Origin of the sequence: Hwangdonia sp., from assembly GCF_048381975.1 — a bacterium.
In the GTDB taxonomy this organism is placed as follows: Bacteria; Bacteroidota; Bacteroidia; order Flavobacteriales; family Flavobacteriaceae; genus Hwangdonia; species Hwangdonia seohaensis.
In genome coordinates this window covers 62,044-78,859 of record NZ_JBLWYT010000003.1, presented here as the reverse complement: position 1 = coordinate 78,859, position 16,816 = coordinate 62,044, and the positions used below count along the sequence as shown (strand labels likewise).

Sequence of the window (16,816 nt, the reverse complement as noted above, 5' to 3'; positions counted from 1 at the left end):
AAAAAAACAAAAGATGAAAAATATAAAACTCTTATACAGCTTAATATTACTTTTTACATTGGGAAGCTGTACGAATTTTGACGATTTTCAAATCGATCCCAATAGAACCACAAAAGGCGACCCTAGTTTGCTTTTAACAGGAATTCAAATCAGTGCATTCAATATTGTATCAACAGATGCCGCCTTTGCAAGTAGGCAAATGGTAAATGTAGAGCACAATAACACGTATCAATTATATGGTTGGCAGCGTAGTGGATTTGGCACGTACAACAATTTAAGACAAGTTTTGAAAATGGAAGAGGAAGCTACATTGGCTGGTAAAACAGCTTACGCGGCCTTGGGTAAATTTTTCAGGTCTTATTTTATTATGGACCTCACCCGAACCTTTGGCGATGTTCCGTACAGTGAGGCGCTTAAAGGAAGTACCGATGAACCCATTTTTACAGCAAAATACGATAAGCAGGAAGATATTTATATTGGTATTCTTGATGAATTGGACGAAGCAAATTCTATGTTAGCTACTGAAACCGGCACGATTAGCGGCGACCTTATTTACGACGGTGATTTATCAAAATGGCGCAAAGCGATAAACGCATTGAGCTTACGAATACTGATTACATTGTCTAAAAAAGAAGGCAATTCTAACGTAGGTGTAGTTAACAGATTTAATGCCATTGTGAATAACCCGAGTCAATATCCCATATTTACATCAAACGATGATAATACTGCATTGCCTTACTATGATTTAGACGGTAACGAATACCCATATTTTAATTCCAATCAAATTAAAACGAATTATTACATGGACGAATCGTTTATAAATCATCTTAAAGACAGAGAAGATCCAAGGCTGTTTGCCTTTGCTCAACGCGAAGAAAATGGTGCAAATCTCCCCGAAGATGATTTTAATGCTTATGGCGGTTTACCCGGAAGCGATTTGGCCTCGGCAAATTCTGCTAGAGTATCTCAAGGCGAAGGTTCATTGATAGCAGAAAGATATTATAACGACCCCGTAAACGAGCCAAGTATTGCCATAGGTTATGCCGAGGTGCAGTTTATATTAGCAGAAGCAGCAGCCAGAGGATGGACCAGCGGAGATGCGAGTGAGCATTACCAAAATGGTATTCGTGCTTCAATGGAATTTTATAATATAGACGGCGCTGCCATTAATACGTACTTATCAAACCCGCAAATAGTTTACAATGCGTCGCAAGGCATTGAAATGATAATAACACAGAAATATTTATCATTTTTTATGAACTCAGGTTGGGAAGCATTTTACAACCAAAGAAGAACCGGATTTCCAGAATTTTCTACCGATGGACCGGGCATTCTAAATGACGGCATGATTCCAAAACGATGGATGTATCCAGAAAGCGAAATTCAGTCAAACAGAGAAAACCTTGAAGCCGCCATTAGCAGTCAATATCCAAATGGAGACACTGTAAACGGTGACATGTGGTTACTTAAAAATGAATAAAAAAACAAATACCTAAACAATGAAAAATATTAAATCATTCATCTTATTACTATCTCTGGTTGCAGTTGTTTCTTGTAGCAGCGACGATAGTATTACAGATCCCGTATATGAGTTTATTGCGTTTCAAGCCGAATCGGTAACAATAAACGAATTTGATGCCAGCACATCACCAGAACCCATTGTTATTGATTTATTGGGTTATGAACCCAAAGAAGATATTACCATTAATCTTTCAGTTGTAGAAAACAATGCGACTGAGGGTGTGGATTATACCTTGTCTACCAGAACCTTGTTGATAGAAAAAGGGAATTATACTTCTGAGCCTTTGTTTATAAGCACTATCGACAATGTAACCGGTAGTTTGGAGGATAGAAGTATCGATATCTATATAGAAAGTACCAGCAACCCTAACCTTAATATCGGGTTGGGATTGGACAGTCCAACAAAAGCATTTATAAGAGTGAACATCGCCGACGATGAGTGTAGCTCAACCACCGATGTTTTTAATACTACAAATGTGCAAAACGAAACGCCGTGGGGCACCTTCCCAGTCGTGGGAAGTGTTAATGGAGACGTCGTGACCTTTCAGGGCGATTTAATTGCCTATGGCCCTTTCCCTAATGCAAAAGTGGATATTACCTTAACCCCAGTAGCCCAAGGTGCTACAAAGGGGAGCGCAACCTTCGATCAACAAGTTGCCGGAACCGATAACGATGGTTATGTTTATGCCTTTAGTCAAGTTGGAGAAGGTACTTACGATGTGTGTTCAGGAACAGTTAGCGTAGAATACGATGTGGTTTATGAGTCAGGAGGTGACTGGGTGTATTGGTACACCATCACCAATAAATTTAAGCTTCCATAAGAATTGAGTTTTTTAAATAGTGTTATGTTTTGGGGAAGAAGATTGTTAGTTTTTCTTCTTCCCCTTTTTTGTTTGCCCATTGCACAACACTCATAAAGTAGAAATGAATTCATATTTCAATCAGTTTAAAGAAATAAAAAAATGTATTACTTAGGTCTGGACGTCGGAAATTCAACAATAAAAGTTGCATTAACCAACGGGCATTCAGGCGAAAAAGTAAATACGTTTCAAGTGCCTATAAATGAAATAAAATCATTTCAAAGTGAAGGGACTGGTTCTGATTATGAAAGTTTTTGGCTCTTGGTTTGTTCGGCAATTAAGAATTTGATAACCGATTCAAAAATTGATGCGAAAAAGATTTCAGGGATTGGAATTTCCTATCAAATGCAAGAACTGGCTCTTATAAATGCAGACCCTCAACAAACAAAAGAAACGGTAACTTTTAAAAATTTATCGGTTTCGGATTTGAAGTGGTTATCGGAAAATGACCGAAATAAATATAATCAAATTGATAAATTTATTTTGCTTGGAGATTTTATAACGTTTAAATTAACCCATACTATTTCTACCACAAAAGACGGACTTTCAGAACTGGGTTTATGGCATTGTGAAACCGATGCGTTGGATGAAGATGCCTTGCACCGTTATCAGATTAAAAAAAGCATGATACCCACAATAGTCGAAAATTTTAGAAACCAAGGGCTAGTTACCCCGGATGCTTCCCAAGACACAGGCATACCGGTTGGAACGCCCATACTGTTCAGGGCAGCACATCAAGCGAGTACGGCACTGGCCACAAATATTTTTAACCCCGGCGAAGTAGCCATATCAACACAATCGCCAACACGAATTTATGCCTTAACCAATTCGTCTAACCCGAATCAAAATATAAGTATTGGCTATAATGTACCAATCGGGAAATCGGTAGTTTTCAAAGGCGGTTGTTTGCAGTACGAGTGGTTAAAAAAACAATTTAAGGAAAGCTCTTATGACATCATGGATCGCAAAGCCTCCGAAATTCCAATTGGGGCAGAAGGCGTTACCGTTTTTCCTTTTGGAAATGGTGCTGAATGCATGTTGAAAAATGCAAATATTGGCACCATTATTAAAGGCGTAAATTTAAAAAATCATTCAAAAGGACACGTATTTCGAGCAACTTTAGAAGGGATTGCATTTGCTATGGTTTATGCCATGGAAAATTTAAAAACCAACGGAATTGAAGTCCATACCATTAACGCGGTAAACGATATGTTAATTCAATCTGAGGTATTTGTAAATACCTTAACTTCGTTAGTCGAGTTGAAAATTGAAACTTATAACACCGATTTGGCAGTTAATGCTGCTCGAGCTTGTTGTTTGCACCTTGGTGATTTTAAACAATACCAAGACATCATTTATAAAAATGATCATGCCCAAACCTTTGAGTTGTTAAAAAACAGAGAACCTTATATAGAAGCCTACCAACATTGGAAAAACGAATTGGAAATTATTTTAAAAAATCATTTATGAGTCGATATATACTATTATTATTTACTGTTCTTGTTTGTTCATCTTGCCATAACACGCAAAATGAAAAGAAGGAAAAAGAAGATACAATACCAAAACCTGCAGTGCTTAAAGTAATGACCTTTAATATTTGGCAAGAAGGTACCATGGTAGCCAATGGATTGGATAAAATAAGAGACATTATTTTGGCCACCGACCCAGATATTGTAAGCTTTACCGAAGTTAGAAATTACAATGACGAAGACTGGACGGCAAAAATTTTAAAAAAACTAAAAGATAAAGGCGTTGATTATTTTGGCAAGTTTGCCGGTGGCGATGTGTCGTTAATAAGTAAATACCCCATTACGGCATCCAAAGTTGTTTATAATGGTGAAGGCTCTGTGGTAAAGTACGATATAAAACTAAATTCCGGAACCATTGTAGTGGCAGCAGCGCATTTAGATTATACGGGTTACGCCTGTTATTTACCTCGCGGATACTATGGCGGTACTCCAAATTGGAATCTTATTAAAGATGAAAATGGCAACAAATCACCAGTTACCAATGTTGATGAAATTTTAGCTTATAACAAAAAATCGACACGGGACGAACAAATCGCGGCATTCTTAAATTCAGTAAAAAGCGAAACAAATCCTGTCATTTTAATGGGCGATTTCAACGAACCGTCACATTTAGATTGGACCGAAAAAGCCGCAAATCGTTTTGACCATAATGGTGTGGTTATTAACTGGCCAAGTACTTATACACTTTTTCTAAAAGGATTTATCGATGCTTATAGAAATTTTCACCCAAACGAACTTACACATCCGGGAATCACTTGGCCATCATTAGTACACGGCAAAGATTCAACAAGTTGGACACCACTTTCGGATGAACGCGACAGAATTGATTTTATTTTCTATAAGGGCCATAATATAAAAACCACATCGGCAGCTATGGTGGGGCCAAAAGCATCCTATGCCTATAATGAATTGGTATCAACGTACACGTCCGAAGAAAATTTTGTTGCAGATACTTTGGAATGGCCCTCAGACCATAAAGCGGTCATGGTTACCTTAATGTTTGAATAAAGACCAAAAAATTAAAAATAAATGATAATGTTGAATGCGAATGGGTTTAAAAAACGAAATATGAAAAGCCACTTTCTTATTATATACTTATTTTTAATTGCAGTATCGGCAAGTGCAAAAACATCGACAATTGAACAAAAAATGCCTGCACTCAAAATACAGAGAACAATTATTAAGGCAGAAAAATTTGGGGTTATTCCAAACACCTCAAGGGATATGGCACCGTTTCTTAATGATTTGATTAAAGAGGCTTCAAGATTTTCTAACGTAACCATCGAATTTCAGGAGGGCAGATACGACGTTTGGCCAGAGCATTCACCAAAACGCGACTATTTTATATCGAACACTTCAAGTGAAATTGAATGTCCTTCCAAAACAAAAACCATAGCGTTGTTATTGGAAGGTTTTGAGAATATCACTATTGAGGGCAATGGGGCACTTTTTATAATCCATGAGAAGATGACCAATTTTGCTTTTGTGAATTGTAACGGCGTAAAAATGCAAAACATCAGTTTTGACTATAAGCGGGCTACCATGTCTGAGCTGAAACTCGAATCGGTATCGAGTAATAGCATTACAGCAAGTGTCAATCCGGGCTCTACCTTTTTAATTACAAATAATGGTCATATTGAATTTTACGGTGATAATTGGAAGCTTAAAAACCACCACACCATTGCCGTAGATCCAGAGCTTTCCGCTTGGTATTATAGCGATTTTGGTCCTCTATTAAAAAGCCAAGCAAAACAAGTCGCTCCAGATAAAGTGGTTTTTGGCGGCGATTTTTCTAAAACCAATTACAAACAGGGACAGGTACTAACTGTACGTGACCCGATTAGGGATCAAGTGGGTGGTTTTATTGGATATAGCAAGAATATTGGATTAAAAAATGTCAATATGCATTATATGCATGGCATGGGGATTGTAAGCCAGTTTTCAGAAAATATTACATATGATGGCGTTAAGGTTCAGCCTCGAAAAGAAACAGGTAGGATTATTGCGGCGTTTGCTGATAGTTTTCATTTTTCGGGTTGTAAAGGGCAGATTACGATTAAAAACTGTACGACTTCCGGTGCCCATGACGATGCTGTAAATATTCATGGAACTCATTTAAAAGTTATTGAAAAAGTAGCTAACAATAAAATTAATTTAAAGTTTATGCATCATCAAACTTATGGTTTTGATGCTTTTTTTAAGGGCGATACTTTAAGTTTTATAAAACCTAAAAGTTTACAAAATACGGTAACGGAATTGTAAAGACGGTATCAAAAATAAGTGACCGAATGGTGCAAATAACCTTGGATAATGATTTGCCTAAAGATTTTAAAATTGGCGATGTGGTTGAAAATATAACATGGACACCATCAGTATTAATTAAAAATAATTATTTTTCAGGAACAAACACGCGAGGCGTATTATTGACGACAAGAAGAAAAAGCATCATAGAGGATAATGTTTTTTACAGAACGGGAATGCATGCCATTTTAATAGCGAATGATGCTTCTAGTTGGTACGAATCGGGTGTTGTAAGAGATGTTACCATTAAGGGAAATCAATTTATAGAATGTGGTTATAATCAGGCTCCAAACAATTATATTATTAATATTTGGCCAGAAAATCATGAAGAAGTTCCCAACTATTTTGTTCATGAAAATATAGTTGTGAAAAACAACCTGTTTAAGGTGTTTGATACTCCTATTCTAAAGGCAAAAAGCACAAAAGGATTGGTATTCAAAAATAACCAAATTGTGTCCTCAGACATTTTTAGTCATCTAAAAGGCAATAAACCTACATTTTACTTTCAACAGTGTAAAGAGGTTATCATAGAATTCAATAAATCAAACAGTCAAACATTTGATTCAATAAAAATAAAAAATATGTTGAATGGTGACATATCAATAAAAAATACGAAGTAGCACCAAACTAATTTTAAACAGGTAAATGAAAAAATTAATAAAACTATCAATAAGTACCTATCTCATTTTAATAACAGTGTCTTCCTTTGCTCAGGAAAACAATTCGTTAGAACTTTGGTATTACGAGCCAGCGAGCAATTGGATGACCGAGGCATTGCCCATAGGGAATGGTTACGTGGGCGCCATGTTTTTTGGAGGGATACAGGAAGAACATATTCAATTTTCTGAAGGAACGCTTTGGTCTGGTGGTCCCGATTCAAATCCGGATTACAATATTGGCATCAGAAAAAATGCCCATAGTTTTTTGCCAGAAGTTAGAAAACTTTTAAAAGAAGGAAAATCGGATGAGGCAGATAGAATTACAAAGTCCGAATTTACAGGAATCATTAATACAGGAAAACACTACAATGCAGATTTTGGCGATTATGGCGCCCAACAAACCATGGGTGATATTTATATAAAAGTAGGCCATTCAGGAGAAGTTTCAAGCTATAAACGAAGCCTTGATATTGGTAAAGCCTTGGGAAAGGTTGAATATAGTATTGATGATAAAAATTACCGTCGCACGTTTTTTGGTAATTATCCCAGCAATGTTATGGTCTATCGTTTTGAAAGCTCGGTTAAAACCGATTACGAAATTCGTTTTAAGAGTCCGCATACCAAAATCGTTCAAAATTTTAAAGATGGGGTTTATGCCTTTGAAGGGAAAGTTGCCGATAACGGAATGCCATTCGAAACCAAAATAGCCTTAAAATTATCCGACGGAAAAATAACGTATAAAGATGGCGTCATTTATATAAAGGACGCTAAAGATGTTGTGCTATTAAGTGCATCATCTACGGCTTATACCTTAACCTATCCAACCTATAAAGGGAACGTTTATAAAGCTGATAACGAAAAAGTATTGCAAGAATTGGCAAGTAAATCTTTTGATGATTTAAAAAGGGAACACCTTCGTGATTATTCAAATTTATTCAATCGTGTTAGTTTAAATTTGGGAAAAAGTACTCAGGTTGCTGTCCCCACAAATGAAAGATTACAGGCTTATTTTAACGGTTTGGAAGATGCCGGTTTAGAAAGTCTATACTTTCAATACGCACGTTATTTAATGATTTCGGCAAGTCGTCCAAACAGTATGTCTATGCACTTGCAAGGTAAATGGAATAACTCAACCAATCCGCCATGGGCAGCCGATTATCATAGCAATATCAATTTAGAAATGATTTATTGGCCGGCAGAATTAACCAATCTGTCAGAATGCCACGTGCCATTTTTGGATTATATTGAAAGTTTGGTTGAACCCGGTAAACTTACAGCTAAAGAATTTTTCAATACCCGAGGATGGATGACAAATACCATGACCAATGCCTATGGTTACACATCGCCAGGGTGGGGCATTCCTTGGGGGTTCTTTCCCGGTGGTGCTGCATGGTTTTCCCAACACCTTTGGGATCATTATGATTTTACACAAGACGAAGAGTTTTTAAGAAAACAGGCTTACCCCGTAATGAAAGAAGCCGCATGGTTTTGGATCGATTACCTTACGAAGGACGAAAACGGTAAATTGGTTTCGATGCCATCGTATTCACCCGAGCATGGAGGCATTTCAAAGGGTGCTTCAATGGATCATCAAATCGCTTGGGACATACTGAACAACTGTATAAAAGCCGCTGAGGTTTTAGAAATTGATGATGCATTCACAACAAAAGCAATACAAACCAGAGATGCTATTTTGCCGCCTCAAATTGGGTCTTGGGGACAACTACAGGAATGGGCCGAAGATGTTGATGACCCCAACAATAAGCACCGCCACATTTCACATTTATTTGCACTGCATCCCGGAAATCAAATATCAACCACCCACACGCCCAAATTGGCCGAAGCAGCGAGAATAACCTTAAATGCCCGAGGTGATAGCGGTACGGGTTGGTCGCGAGCTTGGAAACTTAACTTTTGGGCGCGTTTAAATGATGGCAATCGGGCGCATAAAATGCTGAGGAACTTATTAAAGCCGGTGTCCAGCACCAATGTTGAAATGTCCACAGCCGGTGGAACTTATGCCAATTTACTATGTGCCCACCCGCCATTTCAACTCGATGGAAATATGGGCGGTGCCGCAGGAATGGTGGAAATGTTGCTGCAGTCGCAATCGGGAATTATCGAATTGTTGCCCGCATTACCCGATGCATGGCAAAATGGAAAGGTAAAAGGATTAAAGGCCCGTGGGGGTTTTGAGGTAGATATCCTCTGGAAAGACGGTCGCGTTACAATGGCTACAATTAAGGGCAAGCCCAATCAATCATCTAAACTTAAAGTAAATAATAATACCATAGCGTTTCAATTAAATGCCGATGGTGTTTACGGATTTTCAGATAGAAACTAGAACAATAAACCACAAAGAATATGAAATTTAAATACTGCTTTTTATTATCGTTAACCATGGCATTTTCGTTCACCGAAATCAAAGCTCAAAACAAAGTGCTTATTTTAGGAATCGACGGTTGCCGACCCGATGCTTTGTTGGCTGCCAAAACACCTTATTTAGATAATTTGTGGAAAAACGGAGCCTATTCATTTAAAGCAAAAACCGATGACTTAAGTTGGAGCGGTGTTTGTTGGACCGGTATGCTTACCGGGGTTTGGAAGGATAAACATAAAGTAATGGGCAACCAATATTTAAATCCGAACATTGCAGAATACCCTCATTTTTTTAACTTGGCAAAACAGCAGCAACCGGATTTACGTACCTATTCCATAGCCAACTGGTCACCAGTTCATAAAATTCTTCAAGACAATGATGCCACGGTTGTAAAACATAAACTAACCGATGGATTGGTTACCAGAAGTGTCGTAAAAACACTTAAAAAAGAAGATGTTGATGTGATGTTTGTCCATTTGGATAATGTAGATCATGCGGGTCATAAATATGGGTATGCGATTGACAATTCGAAATATATTGAGTCTATTGAAAAAACCGATAAAAAAATAGGTAGAATAGTCAAAGCACTTCAAAAACGAAAAAATTATGATAACGAAAACTGGCTTATTTTAGTGTCAACCGATCATGGTGGAAGTGGCACAAATCACGGAAAGGCCATTCCGGAGCACACAACCATATTTTATATAGCTTCGGGTAAAGATGTTGAGAAAGGGGAAATTAAAAAACAGGTTTATGTCATTGATGTGGCGGTAACGGCTCTTAAACATTTAAACATTGATTTAATGGAAGCATGGAATTTGGACGGCAGCGTTTCTGGGTTGAAACAGTAATTCTTATATTTAAAAAGTTTAATAAAAAAGACATGAGGCTTATAAAAACTATATTTCAATTTTTAACTGGACTCCTGTTTTTATTAACTTTTGTTTCCTGTAATTTGGGAAAAAATGGTGCGACTGTCTCCTATTCTATATTTATTTCACCACAAGGGAATGATGCCAATAAGGGTTCAAAAGACAACCCTTTTAAAACTTTGGATAAGGCTAAAGATGTCATCAGAAAATCTAATGGTAAAATAAACACTGTTTATTTACGAGCGGGCACTTACAATTTATCGACTTCTTTTATCTTAGAAAAAGAAGATTCCGGAAGTAAAGAATCTCCTGTGGTTTATAAAGCTTACGAAAACGAAAAGGTTTCTATTTCTGGCGGTATTCAAATACCACTATCCCAAATAAAAGACATAAAGGACCATACCATAATAAAAAGGTTGCTACCGCACATAGCGCAAAACGTAGTTGTTATTGACCTAAAAGAACTTAACATCGGTCAATATGGAGATTTTGGTCCTCGAGGATTTAACCGACCATATATTGCGGCTCCCAACGAATTGTTTATAAACGGAAAAGCACTCGATATTGCCCGATGGCCAAATAAGGGAGAAGAAGCCATTCCAATTGGTGAAATACTTTTTAAAGGATCTATTCCCAGAAATGGAGATTATGCCAATAAAGGGGCGGTATTTAAATGGAATACTTCAAGGCCTAAAAGGTGGCTAAATGCCCAAGATGTTTACATAACGGGATTATTTAATTATGGATATGCGGGTGATGCCATTAAATTAAAAGAAATTAATCAGGAAAACGAAACCTTCACTACATTACAACCGCACTTATATGGTTTTGAAAACAAACACCCATGGAACAATTGGGTAGCTTTAAATGTATTGGAAGAAATAGATGTGCCCGGGGAATATTTTATCGATAAAAAAAATGAGAAAGTCTATTTTTATCCACCAAAAGAACAGCCTTTAACTACCATCCAACTTTCGGTAATAGAGCAACCATTGGTGCAATTAATTAATGCTTCACACATTATTTTCGACGGTATTACATTTGAGTGCTCACGCGGCATGGGGGTTTATATTGAAGGCGGTAATGGTTGTTTGATAACCAATAGCGTTTTTAAAAATTTAGGTTTGGTAGCCGTCAATATTGGCATGGGAGTCGAGCCGGATACAAAAATGCAGCATGAATTTACGGGCAAACCCATTTCAGGAGCCATAGGTAGTTTGTATTCCCATTTGTACAAAAATCCTACCTTCAACAGAAATGCTGGTTCAAATCATGGCATTACAAATTGTGAAATTTACAATATGGGTGCCGGTGGTATCATATTGGGAGGCGGGAACCGCATAACACTCGAACCTGGAAATAATTATGTAAAAAACTGCCAAATTTATAATTTTAACAGGCTCGATAAAACCTATAAATCGGGAATAAATATTGACGGCGTTGGGAATAAAATACAAAATTGTATAATCCGTGATGCACCGGGTACGGCCATATATTTACATGGCAACGATCATATTATAGAGTACAATGAAGTGCATCATGTAATGATGGATGGGGACGACCAAGGCGCCTTTTATTTAGGTAGAGACCCAAGCGAATTTAACAATATTGTCCGTTACAATTATTTTCACCACATCGGTATTTCACCAACTGCACATTCCACTTTTTGCCTGTATTACGATGATGGTTCTTGTGGCAATCAAGCTTACGGCAATGTGTTTTATAAAGCTGGTAACCACTCTACGATTATTATTGGCGGCGGAAAGTATAATAAAATATTTAATAATGTATTTATAGATTGCAATCGGGGCATTCAAACTGGCGATAGGTTAAAGCATTGGTCCAAGGCATTGCTGGACAAGGGCGGTTTATTCGAAGAACGTTTAAACCTTGTTAAATACAATCAAGGGATATACGCTAAAAAGTATCCCGAATTGGCAAATTATTGGGAGGATTCACCTGCCGACCCATCCAATGCTATTTACAACAATGTGTTTGTTCATACTAAAGAACTCATTAATAAAAGAATTGAAAAAACAAGTTTCTCCAACAATTGGGAAACCGATGCGGACCCTGGGTTTGTAGATATGAAAAACCAGCAATTTGGATTTAAAAAGGATGCTAAAGTTTTTGATACAATTCCCGATTTTAAAAATATACCTTTTGAAAAAATGGGACTTTATCACAAGCTCTGAATGAAAAGAGTTGCATGAATTATGAATCGAATAACATGAAAATCACAATATCAACCAATCCGAAGTTTAACGGAGAATCTTTTAAGGCGCCTAGTTTTTTAAGAATTATTTTGAAAGTTTAACAACATTAAATAGAGTAATATTAACACGACAATAACACAATATGAATAGAATAACCAAAAAACATATTAACGTTTTAATTACATTTTTTATATCCATCGTAATGACTAATCTTAATAGCAATGCACAAAGTAAAGTTGAAATAAACTCTGACTGGAAATTTAGACAGACCAATATTGGCGAATGGCTTTCGGCTACTGTTCCGGGTACGGTTCACACCGATTTGTTACATAATAAAATTATTGAAGACCCTTATTATCGCACCAATGAAAAGGATTTGCAATGGATTGATAAGGTGAATTGGGAGTATAAAACCACTTTTAATCTAGACCAATCCGTGTTAAGCAAAGAAAATATAGAAATCATCTTCAATGGTTTGGATACCTATGCCGATGTTTACTTAAACGATTCAAAAATTCTATCGGCAGATAATATGTTTAGAACCTGGAAAATCGATGCTAAACCATGGCTTAAAAGCGGTGAAAACGAATTGCATATTGTTTTTCAATCCCCAATTAACAAAGGATTGGAACTTTACGAAAAATTCGGGTTGCCACTACCGGCCAATAACGATCAATCTGAAAATGGAGGATTAGGTGAAAACAGAGTGAGTGTGCACACCAGAAAAGCGGGCTATCACTACGGTTGGGATTGGGGCCCACGATTTGTCACTTCTGGGATATGGAGACCCATTGAAATCAATGCGTGGAACACCGCACAAATAGATAATAGTTATATCGTAACACAAGACATAAAAAACAATACCGCTCAAATAGCAGCAACGGCAACCATCAATATATCAACCGGTGGTAATTACAAACTAATCACAAAATTAGATGGTAAAAAAGTAGCTGAAAATAGCGCTTTACTTGAAAAGGGCATACAAGAAATAAATTCCAATTTCAAGGTTAAAAACCCAAAATTATGGTGGCCAGTGGGCTTGGGCGATGCACATTTATATACCGTAACGCAAGAACTCTATTTAAACAACACCTTAATTGATACAAAAGAAACCAAAACCGGAGTTAGAACCGCTAAACTAATTCAAAAAGAAGATGCCGATAAAAGCGGACGAAGTTTCTATTTTGAAGTGAATGGCATTCCTGTTTTTGGTAAAGGCGCCAATTATATTCCTAACGATCTTTTCTTGCCAAGGGTAACTTTAGAAGATTACAAAACCGTTATAAATTCGGCAGTTGAAGCCAATATGAATATGCTTCGCATTTGGGGCGGCGGTATTTATGAAAACGATGAGTTTTATGAATTATGTGATGAAAAAGGGATTATGGTTTGGCAAGATTTTATGTTTGCATGCAGCATGTATCCCGACACGCCAGAACTGCAGGAAAGTATTAAACAAGAAGCCATTGATAATGTACAGCGATTAAGAAATCACCCGTCCATTGTTTTGTGGTGTGGTAATAATGAAATTGAAGTGGCTTGGTCTGAATACGACCATTCGCGTGGTTGGGGTGGTTGGCGAAAATCGTACCCAAGAGCACAACAAAACAAGATTTGGGCCGCTTACGAAACCATTTTTCACGATATTCTTCCAAAAGTCGTTTCTTCTGAAACTGAAGCCATAGATTATTGGAAGTCATCGCCTTCGGCAGGTCCGGAACAGGTGGCGACTTATAATACAACTTCCGGAGACATTCATTATTGGGGCGTTTGGCATGGGCTTCATCCTTTTTCCGATTTCAATAACCACGTAGGGCGTTTTATGAGCGAGTACGGATTTCAGTCGTTTCCTGAATTTTCAACGGTAAAAAAATATACCATTCCTTCAGATTGGGACATCGAATCGGAAGTTATGGCAGCACATCAGCGTAGTGGTATTGGCAATTTACGCATTAAGCAATATATGGAAAGCCATTACAAAACACCAAAAGATTTTGAGTCCTTTTTATATGTAAGTCAGCTGTTACAGGCTAAAGCCATAAAGGAAGCCCTTGAAGTCCACAGAAGGCGCATGCCATACTGTATGGGGTCTTTATATTGGCAGTTAAACGATTGTTGGCCGGTAGCGAGTTGGTCGAGTATGGATTACTATAAAAATTGGAAAGCGCAACAATATATGGCGAAAAAAGCTTTTGAACCCATTCACGTTTCTCCAAAAATATCCGATAGTAAAGTGGAATTTTATGTGGTATCCGATAAGTTAAAAAGCCAAAAAGCCGTATTGAAAATAACTGCAATGGATTTTAATGGAAACATTATAAGTTCAACAAAAAATAATATTAACATTCAGCCCAATACCAGTACTATGTATCACACCGCTGAAATGGCCTCATTGATAAATGAATACGAAAAGCAAGACGTTGTGGTACTTTCTGAAGTTATAATTAAAAATAAAATAGTGTCGGAAAACATCACCTATTTTACCGAACCTAAAGATTTAAAACTTTTAAAACCGGAAATAATTAAAACTTTCAGTATTTCTAAAGACGGAAAAACACATCTTACTTTGAGTTCGAAAACACTGGTGAAAGATGTCTTTATAACGGTAAGTGGCACGTCTTTAAAGTTGTCGGATAATTATTTCGACCTCATACCAAATACTAAAAAAGAAATAGAAATTGGAAACCAATCGATAGATATAACTGCCGTGGAGATTACAACACTGTTCGATTCCTATAGCAATTAGAAAAATAAATTAAATATGAAGATGAAAAAAATCATGCTTTTCAGGTATGTGTTTATAACTATTTTAACCATGGGTTTATTTGTGTCTTGTGAAGAAAACGCGACACCCAAAAACATATTACCAGAAACCATAACCATTAAAGGCGATAAGTTTGTTGATGAAGAGGGAAGAGAAATTATTCTTAATGGAATAAACATTGTCAGTAAGAATAAAGAAGAAGGGTATATTTTTCAGAGCGGTCCGGAGTTGTATGAAAACTTAAAGAAATGGGGTGTTAATTGCATTCGGTTCATCATAATTTGGGATGGCTTAGAGCCCGAACCCGGTGTTTACAACGAAGCCTATCTAAAAGAAATTGATAAACGGATCCAATGGGCAAAACAAAACAATATTTTTGTGGTGCTGGACATGCACCAAGATCTTTTCAGCGTAAAATATAGCGATGGCGCTCCGGAATGGGCCACTTTAGATGAAGGCAAACCACATACGGAAGGTGCCATTTGGAGCGATGCCTATATGCTAAGTGAAGCCGTTCAAACGGCATTTGATAATTTTTGGCAAAACAAACCAGCCTTAGACGGTATTGGAATTCAAGACCATTATGCCGCCCTTTGGCAGCACATTGCCAAGCGGTATGCCGATAACAGCACGGTAATTGGTTACGATATTATGAATGAGCCTTTTCCGGGTTCATCCGGAGTGCAATCCACCATGGTTTTGCTTTCGGCCTATGGGCAACTGCACTATAAATTAACGGGCGAAGTACTCACCGAAAAGCAATTGGGGGACATGTGGAGCGATGAAAAAGGTAGAATGGAAGCTTTAAAAATCCTATCGAACAGGGAAAATTATCATTTTGTGTTTAGCCAATTGTTTGAGCTTAATAGCCAGTTTGAGGTTAATCACTTGCAGAACATGTATCAAAAGGTAAGTGCGGCAATACGGGAAGTCGATACAAAACACATCCTGTTTTTAGAGCACAGTTACTATAGCAATACAGGTGTTGCAAGTAGTATTGAAAGAACAACCTTGGCTGATGGCGAGCCCGATCCTTTGGTGGCGTATGCGCCACATGGTTATGATTTGGTAACCGATACCGATGCCGTGGCAAACGCCTCTAACGAGCGGGTGGCTTATATTTACGATCAAATAAAAAGTAAGGGTGAACAACTGAAAATGCCCGTGTGGCTTGGTGAGTGGGGCGCGTTTTACGGCAATTCGGAAAGTGTGATTCCTGTGGCAAAAAATGCCATTTCGCTTATTGAAAAGCACCTTTTTGGAAATGCGTATTGGTCCTATGACCCCGGAACTGGAAATTTGCGATATTTTAATGAGGTTTTGGTGCGATCTTATCCGGTTGCCGTTAACGGTACATTACTTAATTATAAAAACAATTTCGATGAAAAATCCTTTGAAATGCATTGGGAAGAAGATGGAAACAATCAAAATTCCACAATAATTTTTGTGCCCCAGCTTTCAAAATTATCGCAAACATCAAAAGAGCAAATTCCAAATTTGGATATAAAAACAATACCTAATGGTGATTCGGGATGGCTTCTCGTTCCGCCTTTGGTAAACCCTTCACAACGAACCATCAATATTCAGTTTGATTGATGTAGCGTAACCAGACGAATGTTTGCAATTACGGGTTAAACGAATTTATGCTTTTCTAAAAAGTCAAAAAAAGCTACTAAATAAAAAAGCCATTTTGCAATTGCAAAATGGCTTTAAA

The 16,816-nt window shown here is 37.4% G+C and carries 10 protein-coding genes and 1 pseudogene; all 11 read left to right on the top strand.

Going from position 1 to position 16,816, the window contains the following annotated elements; all coding sequences use genetic code 11:
* Positions 1-13 precede the first annotated feature (13 nt).
* The 11 genes and pseudogenes from ACN5J7_RS06590 to ACN5J7_RS06540 all read left to right on the top strand — a co-directional run bounded on the left by ACN5J7_RS06590 (position 14) and on the right by ACN5J7_RS06540 (position 16,698).
* Entirely contained in the window at positions 14-1,480 is a 1,467-nt protein-coding gene (locus tag ACN5J7_RS06590; RefSeq protein WP_418603287.1) for a SusD/RagB family nutrient-binding outer membrane lipoprotein, read from the top strand.
* A 19-nt stretch (positions 1,481-1,499) separates the two neighbouring features.
* Positions 1,500-2,342, top strand: a complete 843-nt coding sequence (locus tag ACN5J7_RS06585; RefSeq protein ID WP_418603286.1) for a hypothetical protein — start codon at positions 1,500-1,502, stop codon at positions 2,340-2,342.
* 141 nt (positions 2,343-2,483) lie between these two features.
* Positions 2,484-3,851, top strand: a complete 1,368-nt coding sequence (locus ACN5J7_RS06580) for a xylulokinase (protein WP_418603285.1) — start codon at positions 2,484-2,486, stop codon at positions 3,849-3,851.
* Positions 3,848-4,918: an endonuclease/exonuclease/phosphatase family protein gene (locus ACN5J7_RS06575; RefSeq protein WP_418603284.1), complete on the top strand. Its 1,071-nt coding sequence runs from the start codon at positions 3,848-3,850 to the stop codon at positions 4,916-4,918. The genes ACN5J7_RS06580 and ACN5J7_RS06575 overlap by 4 nt, the downstream gene beginning before the upstream one ends.
* A gap of 21 nt (positions 4,919-4,939) precedes the next feature.
* A pseudogene (locus ACN5J7_RS06570) lies at positions 4,940-6,198 on the top strand (hypothetical protein); the annotation flags it as partial.
* Positions 6,199-6,831, top strand: a complete 633-nt coding sequence (locus ACN5J7_RS06565; RefSeq protein ID WP_418603510.1) for a right-handed parallel beta-helix repeat-containing protein — start codon at positions 6,199-6,201, stop codon at positions 6,829-6,831.
* 25 nt (positions 6,832-6,856) lie between these two features.
* A complete protein-coding gene (locus tag ACN5J7_RS06560) occupies positions 6,857-9,214 on the top strand; it encodes a glycosyl hydrolase family 95 catalytic domain-containing protein (RefSeq protein ID WP_418603283.1) in 2,358 nt (785 codons plus the stop codon).
* A gap of 20 nt (positions 9,215-9,234) precedes the next feature.
* Positions 9,235-10,101 carry an alkaline phosphatase family protein gene (locus ACN5J7_RS06555; RefSeq protein WP_418603282.1) on the top strand — a complete coding sequence of 289 codons (867 nt, stop codon included), beginning with the start codon at positions 9,235-9,237 and terminating at the stop codon, positions 10,099-10,101.
* Positions 10,102-10,133: 32 nt separating this feature from the next.
* Positions 10,134-12,317: a right-handed parallel beta-helix repeat-containing protein gene (locus ACN5J7_RS06550; protein WP_418603281.1), complete on the top strand. Its 2,184-nt coding sequence runs from the start codon at positions 10,134-10,136 to the stop codon at positions 12,315-12,317.
* Between the two features lie 163 nt (positions 12,318-12,480).
* Complete coding sequence (locus ACN5J7_RS06545) at positions 12,481-15,084, top strand: beta-mannosidase (RefSeq protein WP_418603280.1); 2,604 nt, start codon at positions 12,481-12,483, stop codon at positions 15,082-15,084.
* Positions 15,085-15,099: 15 nt separating this feature from the next.
* Positions 15,100-16,698, top strand: a complete 1,599-nt coding sequence (locus tag ACN5J7_RS06540; protein ID WP_418603279.1) for a cellulase family glycosylhydrolase — start codon at positions 15,100-15,102, stop codon at positions 16,696-16,698.
* Positions 16,699-16,816: the final 118 nt, after the last annotated feature.

Excerpts from the sequence above, each read along its gene's own strand:
- ACN5J7_RS06590 (WP_418603287.1), top strand. The coding sequence starts at position 14 with ATGAAAAATATAAAACTCTTATACAGCTTAATATTACTTTTTACATTG.
- ACN5J7_RS06560 (WP_418603283.1), top strand. The coding sequence starts at position 6,857 with ATGAAAAAATTAATAAAACTATCAATAAGTACCTATCTCATTTTAATA.
- ACN5J7_RS06540 (WP_418603279.1), top strand. The coding sequence starts at position 15,100 with ATGAAGATGAAAAAAATCATGCTTTTCAGGTATGTGTTTATAACTATT.
- ACN5J7_RS06555 (WP_418603282.1), top strand. The coding sequence starts at position 9,235 with ATGAAATTTAAATACTGCTTTTTATTATCGTTAACCATGGCATTTTCG.
- ACN5J7_RS06580 (WP_418603285.1), top strand. The coding sequence starts at position 2,484 with ATGTATTACTTAGGTCTGGACGTCGGAAATTCAACAATAAAAGTTGCA.
- ACN5J7_RS06575 (WP_418603284.1), top strand. The coding sequence starts at position 3,848 with ATGAGTCGATATATACTATTATTATTTACTGTTCTTGTTTGTTCATCT.
- ACN5J7_RS06585 (WP_418603286.1), top strand. The coding sequence starts at position 1,500 with ATGAAAAATATTAAATCATTCATCTTATTACTATCTCTGGTTGCAGTT.
- ACN5J7_RS06550 (WP_418603281.1), top strand. The coding sequence starts at position 10,134 with ATGAGGCTTATAAAAACTATATTTCAATTTTTAACTGGACTCCTGTTT.
- ACN5J7_RS06565 (WP_418603510.1), top strand. The coding sequence starts at position 6,199 with ATGGTGCAAATAACCTTGGATAATGATTTGCCTAAAGATTTTAAAATT.
- ACN5J7_RS06545 (WP_418603280.1), top strand. The coding sequence starts at position 12,481 with ATGAATAGAATAACCAAAAAACATATTAACGTTTTAATTACATTTTTT.